17 protein-coding genes are annotated in these 15,773 nt (G+C 59.5%); 9 read left to right on the top strand and 8 right to left on the bottom strand.

The window, feature by feature from the left end; genetic code table 11:
* Positions 1-3: 3 nt before the first annotated feature.
* Genes AC5DB9_RS05535 through moaA form a run of 3 tightly spaced genes read right to left on the bottom strand, consistent with a single transcriptional unit; the run spans position 4 to position 2,494 of the window.
* On the bottom strand, positions 4-933 hold the full coding sequence (locus tag AC5DB9_RS05535) for an AAA family ATPase (protein ID WP_273009355.1): 930 nt from the start codon (positions 931-933) through the stop codon (positions 4-6).
* Between the two features lie 22 nt (positions 934-955).
* Positions 956-1,465 carry a cupin domain-containing protein gene (locus AC5DB9_RS05530; RefSeq protein ID WP_273009357.1) on the bottom strand — a complete coding sequence of 170 codons (510 nt, stop codon included), beginning with the start codon at positions 1,463-1,465 and terminating at the stop codon, positions 956-958.
* Entirely contained in the window at positions 1,466-2,494 is a 1,029-nt protein-coding gene (moaA, locus tag AC5DB9_RS05525; RefSeq protein WP_273009359.1) for a GTP 3',8-cyclase MoaA, read from the bottom strand.
* 65 nt (positions 2,495-2,559) lie between these two features.
* Between moaA and AC5DB9_RS05520 the strand changes: the two genes are divergently transcribed.
* The 3 genes from AC5DB9_RS05520 (at position 2,560) to AC5DB9_RS05510 (ending at position 4,749) form a co-directional block, all read left to right on the top strand.
* Positions 2,560-3,111: a hypothetical protein gene (locus AC5DB9_RS05520; RefSeq protein WP_022958709.1), complete on the top strand. Its 552-nt coding sequence runs from the start codon at positions 2,560-2,562 to the stop codon at positions 3,109-3,111.
* A gap of 173 nt (positions 3,112-3,284) precedes the next feature.
* Positions 3,285-4,292 (top strand): Rieske 2Fe-2S domain-containing protein, encoded by a 1,008-nt coding sequence (locus AC5DB9_RS05515; RefSeq protein WP_028968269.1) that lies wholly within the window; start codon positions 3,285-3,287, stop codon positions 4,290-4,292.
* Positions 4,293-4,410: 118 nt separating this feature from the next.
* Positions 4,411-4,749 (top strand): hypothetical protein, encoded by a 339-nt coding sequence (locus tag AC5DB9_RS05510; protein ID WP_273009362.1) that lies wholly within the window; start codon positions 4,411-4,413, stop codon positions 4,747-4,749.
* Here the strand turns inward: AC5DB9_RS05510 and murI are convergent.
* Together murI and AC5DB9_RS05500 are read right to left on the bottom strand one after the other, a co-directional pair.
* Positions 4,736-5,542: a glutamate racemase gene (murI, locus tag AC5DB9_RS05505; RefSeq protein WP_273009364.1), complete on the bottom strand. Its 807-nt coding sequence runs from the start codon at positions 5,540-5,542 to the stop codon at positions 4,736-4,738. The two genes, AC5DB9_RS05510 and murI, sit on opposite strands and share 14 nt — an antisense overlap.
* A 12-nt stretch (positions 5,543-5,554) precedes the next feature.
* A complete protein-coding gene (locus AC5DB9_RS05500) occupies positions 5,555-6,034 on the bottom strand; it encodes a peroxiredoxin (protein ID WP_286847035.1) in 480 nt (159 codons plus the stop codon).
* A gap of 172 nt (positions 6,035-6,206) precedes the next feature.
* On the opposite strand from AC5DB9_RS05500, the gene AC5DB9_RS05495 reads away from it, so the two are divergent.
* From AC5DB9_RS05495 to AC5DB9_RS05470, 6 genes are all read left to right on the top strand, one after another.
* A complete protein-coding gene (locus tag AC5DB9_RS05495) occupies positions 6,207-6,611 on the top strand; it encodes an Hsp20/alpha crystallin family protein (protein WP_273009368.1) in 405 nt (134 codons plus the stop codon).
* Positions 6,612-6,700: 89 nt separating this feature from the next.
* Entirely contained in the window at positions 6,701-7,480 is a 780-nt protein-coding gene (locus AC5DB9_RS05490) for an adenosylcobinamide-GDP ribazoletransferase (RefSeq protein ID WP_273009370.1), read from the top strand.
* Between the two features lie 128 nt (positions 7,481-7,608).
* Positions 7,609-8,145, top strand: coding sequence for a glycine zipper 2TM domain-containing protein (locus tag AC5DB9_RS05485; RefSeq protein WP_273009372.1), 537 nt, complete (start codon positions 7,609-7,611; stop codon positions 8,143-8,145).
* A gap of 53 nt (positions 8,146-8,198) precedes the next feature.
* Complete coding sequence (locus AC5DB9_RS05480) at positions 8,199-8,591, top strand: PA2779 family protein (RefSeq protein WP_022958717.1); 393 nt, start codon at positions 8,199-8,201, stop codon at positions 8,589-8,591.
* A gap of 8 nt (positions 8,592-8,599) precedes the next feature.
* Complete coding sequence (locus AC5DB9_RS05475) at positions 8,600-9,580, top strand: PA2778 family cysteine peptidase (RefSeq protein ID WP_273009374.1); 981 nt, start codon at positions 8,600-8,602, stop codon at positions 9,578-9,580.
* Between the two features lie 52 nt (positions 9,581-9,632).
* Entirely contained in the window at positions 9,633-10,037 is a 405-nt protein-coding gene (locus AC5DB9_RS05470; protein WP_022958719.1) for a GFA family protein, read from the top strand.
* A 50-nt stretch (positions 10,038-10,087) separates the two neighbouring features.
* On the opposite strand, the gene AC5DB9_RS05465 is transcribed toward AC5DB9_RS05470, so the two are convergent.
* The 3 genes from AC5DB9_RS05465 to argH all read right to left on the bottom strand — a co-directional run bounded on the left by AC5DB9_RS05465 (position 10,088) and on the right by argH (position 15,730).
* On the bottom strand, positions 10,088-13,192 hold the full coding sequence (locus AC5DB9_RS05465; protein WP_286847044.1) for an efflux RND transporter permease subunit: 3,105 nt from the start codon (positions 13,190-13,192) through the stop codon (positions 10,088-10,090).
* A 3-nt stretch (positions 13,193-13,195) separates the two neighbouring features.
* Complete coding sequence (locus AC5DB9_RS05460; RefSeq protein WP_286847048.1) at positions 13,196-14,257, bottom strand: efflux RND transporter periplasmic adaptor subunit; 1,062 nt, start codon at positions 14,255-14,257, stop codon at positions 13,196-13,198.
* A 75-nt stretch (positions 14,258-14,332) separates the two neighbouring features.
* Positions 14,333-15,730 carry an argininosuccinate lyase gene (gene argH, locus AC5DB9_RS05455; protein ID WP_286855320.1) on the bottom strand — a complete coding sequence of 466 codons (1,398 nt, stop codon included), beginning with the start codon at positions 15,728-15,730 and terminating at the stop codon, positions 14,333-14,335.
* Positions 15,731-15,773 lie beyond the last annotated feature (43 nt).

Raw genomic sequence — 15,773 nt, 5'->3', positions numbered from 1 at the left:
TTATCAGCGCCGCTGGGCGTCCCGCAGCAGTTCGTGCATGGTGCTGCGAGCCATGGCCAGGTCTTCCTCGTGCTTGAGCAGGACGTTGAGGCTGTCATCCACCAGTTCCCGCGACAGGCTGGCCGCGTGCAACAGCAACAGGCTTCGAGCCCAGTCGATCGTCTCACTGATCGCCGGTGGCTTTTTCAGGTCCAACTCGCGCAGGCTGTGTACAAACGCGACCAGTTGCCCGCGAAGCTGCTCCGGTAAATCCGGCACCCGGCTGTGTACGATACGACTCTCCAGCGCGGCTTCGGGAAACGGAATATGCAGATGCAGGCAGCGGCGGCGCAAAGCATCGCTGAGATTGCGGGTGTTATTGCTGGTAAGCAGAACCAGGGGTTTCTGCTTCGCGCGCAAGGTACCAATCTCCGGCATGCTGACCGCGAAGTCGGCGAGAATCTCCAGCAGCAGCGACTCGAACTCCTCGTCAGCCTTGTCGATTTCGTCGATCAGCAAAACGGCACCGCCGTCATTCTGCAGCGCACGTAACAGCGGACGGGGCTCCAGAAAACGCTCGGAATAAAAAATATCGTCGAGGTTATGCAGACGCTCGACCGCTTCAGACAGGCCGTTGGCTCCGTCGAGAATATCCTGCAACTGGGTTTTCAGCACCTGCACGTAGAGCAGTTGCTTGCTGTATTTCCAGTCGTACAGCGCCTTGCTCTCGTCCAGCCCCTCATAACATTGCAGACGAAACAGCGGCTGATCGAGCATCGCCGCGCAGGCATTGGCCAACTCGGTTTTACCCACCCCCGGTGGACCTTCGATCAAAATCGGGCGCTCCAGCTGGCGAGCCAGATACAGGGTTGTCGCAATCGGGACACTGGCGATATAGCCCTGCTGGGCAAGCTGGTCAATCAGGGCGTCGACAGCGGGACGGGCGGAACTCATGGGCTGATCTCATCGGTAGTTCTCAGGAACGCAGCAGCGGCTGCAGCAAGGGCCAGTGTTGCGGGAAAAGCTGAGGATAGTCACGGCGTATCTGCTCGGCGTCGGCAAAGCGGTGATCGCCATAGTCAAAGCCGGGGCAGACCGCCTCGGAAATTAAGCCGTAACGACCACTGAGCAAGCGTGACGCTTTCCACCAGCCCCCTGGCACCACCAGCTGCAATTGCTGGCCTGTCGCCAGATCTGGCCCCAGCACCGTCTGCTGCAGGGCGCCATCTGCGGTCAGCAGGGTGTACTGCAAGGCGCCGCCGCCCTGCCAGAAGTGCACGATGTCGGAACGATTGCTGTGCAGGCAGCCGATAGGGCTGTCTTCGGTAAGCAAGTAATAAATACAGCTCATCATTGCTCGGGACTCATCCCCGACGACCGCGTGTCGGGATGAGGTGAAATGGCGGCGAAAGAAACCGCCCTCAGGGTGCGCCTCAAGGTCCAGCGCCGCAATCAGAGCCTCGGGAGAATCGGGCAGGGTGCTCACTCAGCCTCCCGTGGTGTTCATAAAGCGCACGATCTGCGGCTCGTCGTCCAGTGAGAAGTGATGACGCTCGGGCTTGAGGTCCATGGCCTCGATAATCGCGGCGCGCAGGCGCTCAGTGTCGCCGGGGTACTGATCGACGATCGGCTTCAGATTCAGCGAGTGCTCGTTGCCCAGGCACAGCAGCAAGCGCCCCTCCACCGTCAGGCGAACGCGGTTACAGAGGTGGCAAAAATTGTGGCTGTGAGGCGAAATAAAACCGATACGGCTGTCACTGTCGGCCATTCGGTAATATCGCGAGGGGCCACCACTGGTTTCCGTACTCGCGGTCAGCGGGTAGCGCTGATGAATACGCTCGCGAATACTGTCGCTGCTGCAGAAGGTCAGAGCGCGATCATGCTCGCTGATCTGCCCCAGCGGCATCTCCTCAATAAAGCTGATATCCAGGCGCTGGTCGCGGACAAAATCGACCAGATCGAGAATCTCATCGTCGTTGCGGCCATTCATGATCACCGCATTGAGTTTAATCCGTTCAAAGCCCGCCTGCTGAGCGGCGTCGATGCCGCGCAACACCTTCGCCAGATCGCCGGTGCGGGTCAGGGCGCGAAAGCGCTCTGGGCGCAGGCTGTCCAGACTGATATTGATGCCACTCAACCCCGCCTTGCGAAGCGGCGCGGCATACTTGTCCAGTTGCGCACCGTTGCTGGTCATTACCAGCTTCTCCAGTCCGTCGAGCTGCCCCAGCTTCTCAACCAGCCACAGCACATTGTTGCGCACCAGCGGCTCACCACCGGTCAGGCGAATTTTTTTCACCCCCAATTGCACAAAAGCGGCCGAGATGTCGTAGAGTTGCTCAAGACCGAGAATCTCCCGTTTCGGCAGAAAGCGCATATCCTCCGCCATGCAGTAAACACAGCGGAAGTCACAGCGATCAGTGACCGACAGCCGCAGGTAATTTACCTGTCGTCCAAAGCGGTCTTGTAATGGGAGAAGCGGCGTACTCATAGCGCTGATGGTAGCACAGCTTCCCATCGCGCCCACCCGCCGTGACATACGTAAAATAAGGCCCAAGGCGGCCACCACTCCGGAGACCCACAATGAGAACACTCACCCTGATGGTAATGGCTACACTGCTGAGCCTGCCGGCGCTCGCCGACGACGGACGCGTTTACAATCGCCACGACGAGTCCATTACCGCCCGGCAACTCGCCGATGCGGTCGCCGCCGAGAAAGCGGTAGAGAAAGCCGGTGTTGCGCCGGAATCTCAGGCGGCTGCGGCTATTCGCATCAATATGGGTCAGTCACCAGACAAGGCCGACGCCCCCAACGATAATGCCTTTACCTCCGAAGGCGAACTGCTCACCCACAAACAGGCCGCCAAACGTTTTGCGGCCATTGAAATGATGGCGCGCGCGGGCATCGACCCGGACTCTGAGCGCGCGGCACAGATTCGCGCAGCCGCTCAGGGCAAAGCGGAAACGGCTGACGGCGAGCCTGTGAACGAGCAAACCGTGGAAGAAATGGCCAAAGAAGCCGCCGTTCAGGAAGCCATGATCTACACCGGCACCGAAGCCGGCTCACCCAATGAGACCCTGATTCGCATGGGCGCTGACAGCATGATGGACAAAATCAAAAGCTGGTGGGACTAGCGATTAAATTTGTGTAATTGGCGTTTTTTGCCAGTGAGATGTCTTATTTTGCCATTGTCTGCAATCTGACAAGCGGTACCCTAGCTGCACAAAATAAACGCCCTTTTTATAGGGTTATTACAAATGGATAATTGGGCGGCGAGCGTTCCCGCAACTTTGCTGAGGACAAAATCATGACAGACACAGCCACAATCAGACGCTACCCCATGCCGATGCCTTTCGGCTGGTTCGCGGTTTCCTATTCAGACGAACTGGCCGTTGGTGAGTCCCGTGCCGTGCATTATTTCGGTCAGGAGCTCGTACTCTTCCGCACCGAAAGTGGCCGCGCCGTGCTGATGGAGGCTTACTGCCCCCACCTGGGCGCTCACTTGGGCCACGGCATTCACGGCCAGGCAGGTAAAGGCGGGCGAATCGAAGGCAACAATATCGTCTGCCCATTCCACTCCTGGAAGTTCAACCCGGAAGGTGAGTGCGAAGAGGTGCCTTACGCCACCAATATGCCGCCGAAGATCAAAGGCAAGAAATGCCTGAAGTCCTTCCCCGTTCGCGAGACAAATCAGGTGATCTGGGCCTGGTATCACCCCGAGGGCGAGTCGCCGAAGTGGGACGTGGTTGAACACGATGAAGCCAACGGCGACGACTGGTCACCGCTGGAGCGCTACGAGTGGATTCTGAATACTCACTCGCAGGAAATGGCTGAGAACGCCGCGGACCCCGCGCACTTTAAATACGTGCACGGCACGGCCTCGTTCCCCGAGTGGGAAACCACTTACGATGGCCCGATGGTACGCGGTCTGCAGAAAGCCAATATGCCGACCCCGCGCGGTGAAGTGAAGGGTGCGATCCGCACTGGCAGCGCTGGCCCCGGCCAGGGCTTTACCAAGTTCGAAGGCATCGCCGACACCTTCCTGATGGGTTTGACCACGCCGATCGACAACGAAACTGTGCACGTGCGCTTCGCCTTCACCCAGCCTAAAGTTGACGGCGAAGTGAAAAAAGGCGGCGTTAACGCGGCGATCATTGCCAACATCGTCGGCCAACTGGAAGAAGACAAGCCGATCTGGGAACACAAGATTTATCGCCCGCTGCCGATTCTCTGTGACGGCGACGGCCCGATTGCCAAGTTCCGCAAGTGGTACTCGCAGTTTTACGCCGGCGGTTTTGACCCCCGCGGACTGTAAGCAGCCACAACATATCAAGGGCGGCCCTGAGCCGCCCTTTTTTATGCCCAACCAGCGCCCCACCGTCTCTTGGCTTTGCGCTATACTTCTGCGCAACTTACCGCCGACCGGAGCCACAATGAACCGCCTGCTATTGCCTGTGCTGATTGCGTCCAGCCTGCTTTCTTCGCTGGCCAACGCGGCCTGCACACTACCTGCAGCACCGACACCGGCATCACCCACAAACCTTGAACGCAGCGAATTACAGGATTGGCGACAGCGCTTGGAGGTCTACCTCGATGAGCAGGGTCGCTATTTGAAATGTATGGATGCCATGGAGAAGACCGCGAGGGGCACGGGCCATGACACCGAGCAACGGCGTCTGGATCGCATCGGTCGCTACAGCAAGGCCATGGCGGAAATGACGGACGCCGTAGATACCTACAATACTCAGGCCGAGGCGTTTAATGCCCGCTGAGCACAATTCCCCGCTCACCCAACCGTTGACTCAGCACCTCACTGGGCTCTCTGGCCCCCAATAAGCGCAAAAACTGTCGTCCCGGCACTGGGGTAGGCTGCCAGCCCTGATCGAGCAATAACTGCTGAACTCTGCGGGCAATTGCCTGACCGGAGTCAATCCAGGCCAGCTTCGGCAACTGTCGCGCCAACTGATCTTTCACCAACGGAAAATGTGTGCAGGCCAGTACGACGGTATCCATTTCTGCCGCACGAGGGTGACAATGAAACTGCTCTGCAATGCCCCGCCATACCTGCGGCGCATCGTCGCCGTGCCAAAACAGTGCTTCAACCGCCGGCGCCAGCTCCGCCGAACCGACCGGGATCACACAGCAATCCGGCGCAAAATCCGCAATCAACTTGGCAGTATAGGGGCGGGCAACGGTCCCCGGCGTGGCCAGCAAACCAATGACGCGGCTGCGGCTGTGCGCCGCGGCAGGCTTGATCGCAGGCACCACGCCCACCACGGGAATTGATAATTGCTCGCGCAACGCTGGCAGCACTGCCGTACTGGCCGAGTTGCAGGCCATCACCAGCATATCGGCCGACTGCGCTCGCAGTACCTCGTGAACTTTCTGACAGATGTGCTCGACCAGCGCTTGCTCCTGCCAGAGGCCATAGGGAAAGCCGCCGCGATCCATAACGTACAGTAAATCCAGACTCGGCAGCAGGGCATGAATTTCCGCCCCGATGCTGAGCGAACCGACGCCGGAATCAAAAATGACGATACGCGGCGTGCGATCGCGGACAGTCAAAACGGCAGTCCGTCAGAGCAGTTCGAGGATCTTTTCGGCAGCGCTGACATCCACTCCGCCCGCCGGTTCAACAGCCAACTGAGTCACCACCCCGTCATCGGCAATCAGTGCAAAACGCTGGCTGCGCTTGCCCATACCAAAGCCACTGGCGTCCAGTTCCAGGCCCAGTGCAGATGTCAGGGTCGCATTGCCATCGGCCAGCATCAGAATTTCATCGGCGTTTTGAGACTTGCCCCATGCACTCATCACAAAGGCATCGTTCACCGCCATGCAGGCAATGGTGTCTACACCCTTGGCCTTGATCTTGTCGGCATTTACAACATAACCGGGCAGGTGGGTGAGCGTACAGCCCGGCGTAAACGCGCCCGGCACGGCAAACAGAACCACTTTTTTACCCTTGAAAATATCGTCAGTACTGATGTCCTGGGGGCCTTTCTCGCCCATCACTTTCAACGTAACGGCGGGAATGGTATCACCAACTTGGATGCTCATAATTTTATCCTTTTCGAGTGAGGCAGGCTGCTGTTAGGAAATGCGCGCTCAGTGTAGCAGAGCCGCGCGGCCACCGATAAGCACTTGAAATCACATCGTTCACCACCATATAGAAAACACAGCATGCTGGCGCAATTTCGTGAAAACACCGTTTTTTCAGGAGGTATGCACCATGAACAGTTATCTGCCGTTTGCCCTGTTTAATGACCTGAGCCGCGGCATAGACTACCGCAGCGAACCGCGTGAACCGGTGAATCGCGCCTGGGCACCCGCTGTCGATATCAGCGAAACCGACGACGCCTACCTGTTGAGCATGGATGTGCCCGGCATCGATCGCGACGCCATAGAGGTCAGCATCGACAACAATGTGCTGACCGTCAAAGGCGAGCGCAATATCGACCACGGCAATGGCAAGCTGGCTGTCAGTGAGCGCTGGCAAGGCCATTTCCTTCGCCGCTTCAGCCTGCCCGACAGCATCGACCAGGAACAGATTGCCGCCAAAGTCGACAACGGCGTGCTGGCACTGCACCTGCCCAAACTGGCTGTCGCAGAACCTCGGCGAATCACCGTGCAATAAGCCATCCAATGCATCAAGGGCCAGCCCCCGCGCTTGCAGGGTCTGGCCGGCTGTGCTGGAATCAGCTCCTTTGCGGCCAGGCCAGTATTGTGAGTACAACACCCCGTTCCCAGCGACTGCGTAGAGAGTGGCAGATATTTCTGCTGGCACTGGGCTTTCTCAGCCGCCTGCCGGTGCCACCCGACCCCGATTTCTCTCAGGACAAACTCGACGGTGCCGCCCGCTATTTTCCCGCTGTCGGACTGCTGTTAGGTGCCATCAGCGCCGTTGCTTTGCTGACCTTCGACGCTCTGTTCAACAATCTTCCACTGGCGGTGCTGCTCAGCATGGGGGTCGGGCTTATGGTCAGCGGTGCCTTCCATGAAGACGGACTAGCCGACAGCGCTGACGGCTTTGGCGGCGGCTGGCAGCGCGACGATGTGCTGCGCATTATGAAAGACTCCCGTATCGGCAGTTACGGAACCGTCGCGCTGGTGATGGTGCTGGGAATCAAAGCCCTCGCGCTCAGCAGTCTGCCCAGCGCCAGCAGTGCCGCACTCGCCCTGCTGCTGGCCCAGCCCCTCAGCCGCTGGCTGGCCGTGTCGTATTTGGTAGACCTGCAATACGTCAGCGGCGAGGGGAAATCCAAGCCATTGGCCACCGCGCTGCCACTTAGCCAATGGTGGCTGGCCGGGCTAGCCGTGCTGCTGCCGGCACTGTTTATCGACGTCGGCCAATGGCTGCTGATGACGTTCAGCCTGCTGATTTTTCGCATTGTCTTTGCCCGCTACCTCCGGCGCCGGCTGGGAGGGTACAGCGGCGACGCACTGGGCGCCGCGCAGCAACTCAGTGAGCTGCTGATCTATCTGTCACTGCTGGTCGCGCTTTAAACACTATCGCCGACGCGGCTTTGTTTATGAATCAGTACTGAATCACAACTGTGAATTGTTGCCCCAGCTTTTCCGGCACTTCTTCCTGAAAATGGCGTCTCAAGGCCTGTATGAGGGAGGAATAAACCATGGCAAATCCGCTTTTGATCGCCGCAGGCATCGGTACGGTTGCGGTTGCAACCGCTGCGGGCATCGGCGTTTATGAACAACAGAGTCAGCCTCAGTTTGCGCAGGTACTGGACGTAAAACCCATTACCGAGACGTACTTTGTATCGCGGGAAGAATGCCGCGACGAAGTGATCCAGGAAACCGCACCCAGCCGTGACAGCAATCAGGTCACTGGCACCGTGGTCGGCGCGGTACTGGGTGCCGTTATCGGCAATCAGGTCGGTGGCGGGAATGGCAAAAAACTGGCGACTGTGGCGGGCGCTGCGGCAGGCGGCTACGCGGGCAAGCGTGTTCAGGAAGACATGCAGAGCAAGAATGTGCAGACCCGCACAGAGCGACGCTGCCAAACACTGGAAGACCCGAAACAGCGGGTCACCGGCTATCAGGTTAGCTATAGTTTGAACAATGAAACCGGAACCGTAGTGATGAGTGAGCCACCCGGTGAGCAGATTCCTGTGGTAAACGGATCCCTGCAACTTGCCGTAGAAAACCAGTAAACGGCACGTAAACGCGGGATTCGCGTCCTGACAACAACAGCAAGGAGAGACCTATGCGAAACAAACAGCGCAGTGCGGCAATTATTCTGAGTCTGCTGATGGCCTGGATGGGCCTGGCCGCCAGCGGTGCCTCGGCGGCGATGGTCGACACCGCCAGCGTCATTCACGATGCCAGTGTCAGTGAGCAGAAAGCCGCACTAAAAGACGCCCTGCAGCGCGATGATGTCCGTGACCGACTGATGGACCTGGGTGTCTCACCCGCCGATGTTGATGCCCGTATCAACGCGCTGACCGCCGATGAACTCGCCAGCCTGCAGGCGCATATGGATGACATGCCCGCCGGTGCCGGTGCTGTCGGCCTGCTGGCACTGTTGGTATTGATTTTCTTCATCACCGACATCCTCGGCGTGACCGACATCTTCCCCTTCGTTAACCCGGCCAATTAATCGGCGGTATGCGCGGACTCGGCCTTGCGCTGCTGCTCAGCCTGCTATTGGCGGCGTGCAGCAGCGCGCCTCATATCCCTACCGATACCCGTCAGCAACTCAGCGAACACCGGCAACTCTCGGTGCCGTTTATTGCGCAGCAGGACTACTACTGTGGCCCGGCCGCGATTGCCAGCATTGCCCGCTATCGACAGCTTCAAGCCGATCAGCAGACCATTGCAGCAATGAGTTTTCTGCCCGGCCGACGCGGCAGCCTGACGCCCGAAATGCAGGCCGCCAGTCGACGACTTGGGCTGATGCCTTATCCACTGGCGCGCAGCTTCAGCGACCTGCTTCGGGAGGTCGACGCCGGGAATCCGGTACTCGTATTGCAGAATCAAGGCCTAAGCTGGTTTCCCCAATGGCACTATGCCGTCGTACTTGGCTACGACCTGGCCAGCGAGACCCTGTATCTGCACTCCGGCGAACACCCCAATTACGCGCTGAGTTTCGCCACCTTCAACGCCACCTGGGCACGGGCCGACTTCTGGGCAAGAGTCTTGGTGGACAGCGGTAACGTCCCGGCAAGTGCGCGACCACTGCCGTATCTGCGCAGCGCGAACGCGTTTGAGGAAACCGGGCAGCGCGCTCTGGCAAAAGCCTTTTATCGAAAGGCCAGCCAACACTGGCCCCGGCAGCCGGAAGGCTGGCTGGCACGCGCCAACCTTGCCTATGCCGATGGCGACATGGCGGCAGCCAGTGCTCACTATCGCCGGGCACTGCAGCAAGCCCCGGACAACGCCAGCCTCTGGAACAACTACGCTTACGCTCTGGACGCAAGGTCCTGCGCTGATGCAGCACGGGCCGCCATTGCCAAGGCGGTGGCACTGGCCCCGGATGACAGCAATATTGTCGCCTCTCAACAGGAGCTAGAGGGCAGCAGTGCAAACGACCAACGCTGCCCCGCCGACACCGCCTTTATCGAAGATCACCGCGCCGACTTGCCCTGATCGGGCAGGCCGCTTATCGTGCTCTGCCACCCGGCGAGTAAGGAAAAATACCATGAGCCAATATCAGGGAAGCTGTCTGTGTGGCGACGTGCGCTATGTTATCGATGGCGAGTTTGAAAGCTTTTATCTCTGCCACTGCAGCCGCTGTCGCAAAGGCACGGGATCGGCCCACGCCTCAAACCTGTTTTCCACCTCTGCGAGCCTCGCCTGGCAGAGCGGCGAGCAGCATGTGGCATCGTTTACCCTGCCCGGCAGTCACCACAGCAGAAGCTTCTGCAAGCAGTGTGGTAGCGCACTGCCCGGCCTGCACATGGGAGGAAAACTGCTGATGGTGCCCGCGGGCAGCCTGGACAGCGCCGTCAGCCTGCGCCCCAACGCTCATCTTTGCGTCAGTAGCCGGGCCGACTGGGATCACGAACTGGAGCACGTTGATCAGCTCGACGGACTGCCGGGCTGAAGTGGGGATGCAGCGACACCCAACGGTGGGTAGTCGCTGCACTCGGCAGCCTAAAGTGCCTTGTCCTGCTCTTGTAGCTCCTTCTCCAGACGGTGGCTGACATCGTGGGGAGAGCCGGTTCGGCGAGCCAGCAGACGGTAGGCCATAGGAATAACAAACAGGGTAAACAGTGTTGCGGCGCTCACCCCGAATACCACCACCACGCCGATGACGTAGCGACTTTCGCTGCCTGCACCAAAGGCCAGTAACAGCGGGATCGCCCCCATAATCGTCGTGATGGCCGTCATGACGATCGGCCGCAAACGCAACTCGGCAGCGCGACTGACCGCCTCATCGAACGGCACGCCCTCATCGCGCAACTGATTGGTGAACTCCACCAGCAAAATGCCATTTTTGGCCGCCAGTCCCACCAGCATAATCAACGCCACCTGGCTGTAGATATTCAGGCTCTGGCCGGTGAGGTACAAGCCCAGCAGCGCCCCCGCCACAGCCAGCGGCACCGTCAGCAGGATCACCAGCGGGTGGAGGAAGCTCTCAAACTGGGCCGCCAGCACCAGATAGACGACCAGCAGGGCCAGTACAAAGGTGAAATACACTGCACCGCCGGTATCCTTGTAGTCCAGCGATTCCCCTTTGTAATCAATGATGGCCTCGGGCGCGACGCGTTGCGCCACCTCCTCAAGATAGGCCAAGGCCTCGCCAAGCGAATAGCCGTCGGCCAGACCGGCATCGATGGTAATCGCGCGCACCCGGTTGTAGCGGTGCAATACCGCCGCATCACCGCGCTCTTCCATACGCACCAGATTCGACAGCGGAATCAGCTGGCCACTGGTGTTGGAACGCACATAGATGTTGCCGAGATCATCCGGGGTATTCTGAGCGCGGGGTTCCCCCTCGAGCACCACGTTGTACTCTTCGCCACCCATCATAAAAGTGGTCACGATGCGCGAGCCCAGCAGCGTTTCCAGACTGCGATTGATTTCCTGCGTACTCACCCCGAGGTCTGCCGCACGATTGCGCAACACGGTAACGTCCAGCAGCGGTTTGGTTTCACGGTGATCGGTATCCAGCGCCACCAGACCGGGATTGGTCCGGGCCTCATCCATAATGGCATCGCGCCAGGCCACCAGATGCTCGTAGTCACTGCCACCGAGCACAAACTCCACCGGCTTGTTAAAACCGCCACCCAGCGCCTGAGGCAACAATGGGAATACCGTCAGCGCCGTGAAGTCACTCAAGCGGCGGCGGATATCCGCCACAATTTCGGTGTTGGGACGCCGCTCATCCCAGGGCGACAACACCAGAATGGCGAAGGCTTCACTGTAGCTCTCAGCCCCGCCTCGACCGGCGGGCGCACGCACCAGAAAACGCTTCACCTCACCGCTTTCCGCCAGGGGCATCAGGCGTTGTTCCAACTCTTCCAGATGCTTGCTGACGTAGTTAAAAGAGGAGCCCTCCGGACCGCGAATCATCAGGAACATCACCCCGCGATCTTCCTTGGGAGCAAATTCGGCGGGCACCTCCTGTAGCAGCAACACGCAACCCAGTACCGCCGCACCCAGCGCCGACAGCGAGATCACCGGCCGTCGCAAACTGGCGTCGAGTACACGTCGATAGCGCGCCTCCATTCGATGCAGCAAGCCTTCGACGAATTCGGCCAAACGCCCGTGCATGGCCTCGCGGCGCAGCAGTTTTGAACAAATCACCGGGGACAGCGTTAACGCTACAATGCTGGAGAAAAATACCGCCACCGCCATGGCTACCGCAAACTCGCCAAACAGACGACCCACATCCCCCTCGAGCATGGTGATCGGAACAAATACGGCGATCAGCACCGCCGTCGTCGCCACCACCGCAAAGCCTACCTGCCGACTGCCGAGAAACGCGGCCACCAGCGGCGTCTCACCTTGCTGCAGGCGGCGGTGAATATTTTCCAGCACCACAATACTGTCATCCACCACCAGCCCAATGGCCAATACCAGTGCCAGCAGAGTCAGTAGATTGATGGTGTAGCCCAGCGCATAGAGCACGGTGAAGGTCGCAATCAGCGACACCGGCACAGTGATCGCAGGCACCAGCATGGCGCGGAAGTCGCCGAGGAACAGAAAGATCACCAAGACCACCAGCGCCGCCGCAATGAACAAGGTGCTGTACACTTCGTCGATGGCGCTGTCGATAAAGACGGAGCTGTCAAAACTGTCGTGCAGGCTGGCCCCGGCAGGCAAAATATCGCGCAGCTTCTCCGCCTCGGCGTGAACCGCTTTGGCCACTTCAAGCGTGTTGGCGACGCTCTGTTTGATAATGCCGATACCCACCTGCGGAATACCGTTGCCCCGGAACAGATTCCGGTACTCCTCGGCGTCCAGCTCAATGCGCGCCACTTCACCGAGCCGCAGCAGATTCCCGCTGCTGTCACGACGCACCACCAGCGTCTCGAAGTCTTCCGGCTCGAGATACTGGCGCTCAATCTTGATCACAAAATCCCGGTCGACCGATTTCAGCGTACCGGCGGGCAACTCCACGTTCTCGCGCCGCAGGGCATCCTCAATATCACCAACCGTCAGATTGCGCGCCGCCAATGCTTCGTGATCCAGCCAGATGCGCATGGCATATTCCGGGCCGCCACTCACACGAATCCGCGCCACACCGCTGATCACCGACAGGCGATCCACCAGGTATCGCTGGGCGTAATCGGCCAACTCCAGGGTATTCATGCGCGTGGAGGTCAGGTTCAACCACATAATGACCTGCTGGTCAGAATCGGTTTTCTGCACCTCGGGGGCGTCGGCCTCTTCCGGCAGATTGTTGCGCACCCCGGCGACCCGGTCGCGCACATCATTGGCCGCCGAATCCACATCGCGATTCAGATCAAATTCGATATTGATGGAGGAAAAGCCATCCTGGCTGATCGACGAAACCGTTTTAATACCCTCGATCCCGGCGATGCGCTCTTCGATGACCTGCGTGATTTTTGACTCGACCACCTCAGCCGAGGCGCCGGTGTAATTGGTGGAAATCGACACGATCGGCGGATCGACATCCGGGTACTCGCGCAGCGGCAGTCGCTCGAAAGACAACAGACCAAAGGCCACCAGCAGCAGGCTGATAACCGTGGCGAATACCGGGCGCTTAACGGCGGTATCGGATAGCAGCATGACTCAGGACTCCCGCGCCACAACCGGGCTGCCGGGACGCAGCATCAGGTAACCCTCGGTAATCAACTGATCGCCCGCCGCCAGCCCGGCAAGCACTTCCACCCAACCGGGCGTACGTATGCCCAGCTCGACCTCCCGGCGCTCGGCCAGGCCATCGCCGCCCATCAACCAGACATAGTGCCGACGCTCGATGCTCTGCAGCGCCGACTCGGGAACCATGATGCCCTCGCGCTGATCCTTGAGCAGCGACAGGCGCATCAACATGCCGGGCTTGAGCACGCCATCGGGGTTATCCAGCACGGCACGCACCATCACACTGCGCGACACCGGATCAATGCGCGGGTTAATCGCCACAATGGTGCCGACGAATGACTGGTCCAGTGCATCACTGTGTGCATTGACGCTCATGCCGACTCGCAGCGAACCCAGCAACAAACTGGGAATATTCAGATCCAGACGCATCACACTCAGGTCGTCGAGACTGGTGATGGCACTGCCCGCCGAGAGGTAGGCGCCAGGGCTGACTTCCCGCAAGCCGGTTACACCGCTGAACGGCGCCCTCAGGGTTCGCTCGTCAATTTTTGCCTGCACTTCGGCAATTTTCGCGTCGGCCCGCTCCTTGGCACTGATGCGAGCATCGTACTCGTTGCGGGCCGCCGACTGCGTCGCCAACAGGTTTTTCAGGCGTTTGATTTCACGGTTCTGCTCGGCCAGATCCGCCTTGGCTGAGGCAAGCTGGGCCTGCTCCTCCGCCTGCTCCAACACCGCCAACAAGGCGCCTTTTTCGACATATTGCCCCTCGTCGAAGTGAAGGCTGCGAACTTTCTCGTTCACCGTGCTGGTGATCTGCACAGACTCTCGGGCGAGCAGCGTGCCCAGCGCCGGCAGGCGCTCCTCAATCACTTGCGGAGCCAGCGTCTGGGTTGTTACCGACGCGGCAGGCCGGGCAGCACCAGCCGGTGCCTCAACCGACGGCTCACAGGCAGCCAACGCCAACAGGGGCAGGCAGAGGAAAAACGCGCGGCTATAGCGAGGCATGACAAACTCCTGTTTATTATCGGTCACCGCAGCACCTGCGGAGGGCCTGATACAGACCGTTAGAACCGCCTGCAGTTTCACAGGCGGCGGCCTCGCGGCAACTCAGCGCTGGGCGAGGCGGGCGTCAGCCCGGTCAGCGGCGGCGCGCACCTGAGCCGGTGCAGTACCACCAGTGTGATTGCGAGCGTTGACGGAACCTTCCAGCGTCAACACCTCAAACACATCGCTGTCGATATCCTTGCTGAACTGGCGCAACTCGTCCAGCGACATTTCCGACAGGTCTTTGCCCTCGGCAATACCGTAGGCAACAGATTTACCCACCACCTCGTGGGCGTCGCGGAACGGTAGTCCTTTACGCACCAGATAGTCGGCCAGATCGGTCGCCGTTGAAAAACCGCGCATGGCGGCTTCGCGGGTGACGTCGGCGTTCACCGTAATCGCCGGCACCATATCAGCGTAGGCCTTGATGCTGTCTTTGAGGGTATCCACCACATCAAACAGCGGCTCTTTGTCTTCCTGATTGTCCTTGTTGTAGGCCAGCGGCTGCGACTTCATCAGCGTCAGCAGACTGATCAAGTGACCATTGACCCGACCAACCTTGCCGCGAATCAGCTCCGGCACATCGGGATTTTTCTTCTGAGGCATGATTGATGAACCGGTGCAGAAGCGATCCGGCAAATCGATGAAATTGAATTGCGCGGAGGTCCACAGTACCAGTTCTTCACTGAAGCGCGACAGGTGGGTCATCAGCAAGCTGCCTGCAGCAGCAAACTCGATGGCAAAGTCGCGGTCGCTGACAGAGTCCAGCGAGTTTTCAGTAGGGCGGTCAAAACCCAGCAGCGAGGCGCTGTACTCCCGATCGATAGGATACGTGGTACCCGCCAGTGCCGCCGCGCCCAGCGGGCTCTGGTTCATGCGCGCCGCGCAGTCCTGCAAGCGGCTGAAGTCACGCTCCAGCATTTCGTTCCAGGCCAACATGTGATGACCAAAGCTCACGGGCTGCGCCGTTTGCAGGTGTGTAAAACCGGGCATGATGGTATCGGCTTCGCGACGAGCCAGCGCCACCAGCCCCTGCTGCAGTCGGGTCAACTCGCTGCAGATAGCGCCGATTTCATCGCGCAGGTAAAGGCGAATGTCGGTGGCAACCTGATCGTTGCGCGAACGACCGGTGTGCAGCTTCTTGCCGGTGATGCCGATCTTGTCCGTCAGCCGCGCCTCGATATTCATGTGCACGTCTTCCAGGCTCACCGACCACTCAAAGCGACCGTCCTCGATCTCGCTGCGGATCTCTTCCAGGCCCGTCTGAATCTGCTTCAGCTCGTCTTCGCTCAACACACCCACTTTGGCCAGCATCGCCGCGTGCGCCAGCGAACCATTGATATCGTGGTGGTAAAGGCGCTGATCGAAACTGACGGAGGCAGTAAAGCGCTCAACAAACTGATCGGTGGCTTCAGCGAAGCGTCCACCCCAGGGTTTGATGGTCGGCTCTTGGTCACTCATTGCAAGGCGGGTCCTGTGTCGGTCGGGCGCGTGGCGAGCACGC

Source organism: Spongiibacter sp. (assembly GCF_984394615.1).
The sequence above is the reverse complement of the archived record's forward strand: the minus strand, read 5'-3'. Positions and strand labels throughout refer to the sequence as shown.

Bases quoted from the DNA above. Each gene is read 5' to 3' on its own strand.
- AC5DB9_RS05535 (WP_273009355.1), bottom strand. From the start codon at position 933: ATGAGTTCCGCCCGTCCCGCTGTCGACGCCCTGATTGACCAGCTTGCC.
- moaA (WP_273009359.1), bottom strand. From the start codon at position 2,494: ATGGGAAGCTGTGCTACCATCAGCGCTATGAGTACGCCGCTTCTCCCA.
- AC5DB9_RS05520 (WP_022958709.1), top strand. From the start codon at position 2,560: ATGAGAACACTCACCCTGATGGTAATGGCTACACTGCTGAGCCTGCCG.
- AC5DB9_RS05515 (WP_028968269.1), top strand. From the start codon at position 3,285: ATGACAGACACAGCCACAATCAGACGCTACCCCATGCCGATGCCTTTC.
- AC5DB9_RS05510 (WP_273009362.1), top strand. From the start codon at position 4,411: ATGAACCGCCTGCTATTGCCTGTGCTGATTGCGTCCAGCCTGCTTTCT.
- AC5DB9_RS05500 (WP_286847035.1), bottom strand. From the start codon at position 6,034: ATGAGCATCCAAGTTGGTGATACCATTCCCGCCGTTACGTTGAAAGTG.
- AC5DB9_RS05495 (WP_273009368.1), top strand. From the start codon at position 6,207: ATGAACAGTTATCTGCCGTTTGCCCTGTTTAATGACCTGAGCCGCGGC.
- AC5DB9_RS05485 (WP_273009372.1), top strand. From the start codon at position 7,609: ATGGCAAATCCGCTTTTGATCGCCGCAGGCATCGGTACGGTTGCGGTT.
- AC5DB9_RS05480 (WP_022958717.1), top strand. From the start codon at position 8,199: ATGCGAAACAAACAGCGCAGTGCGGCAATTATTCTGAGTCTGCTGATG.
- AC5DB9_RS05475 (WP_273009374.1), top strand. From the start codon at position 8,600: ATGCGCGGACTCGGCCTTGCGCTGCTGCTCAGCCTGCTATTGGCGGCG.
- AC5DB9_RS05470 (WP_022958719.1), top strand. From the start codon at position 9,633: ATGAGCCAATATCAGGGAAGCTGTCTGTGTGGCGACGTGCGCTATGTT.
- AC5DB9_RS05465 (WP_286847044.1), bottom strand. From the start codon at position 13,192: ATGCTGCTATCCGATACCGCCGTTAAGCGCCCGGTATTCGCCACGGTT.
- argH (WP_286855320.1), bottom strand. From the start codon at position 15,730: ATGAGTGACCAAGAGCCGACCATCAAACCCTGGGGTGGACGCTTCGCT.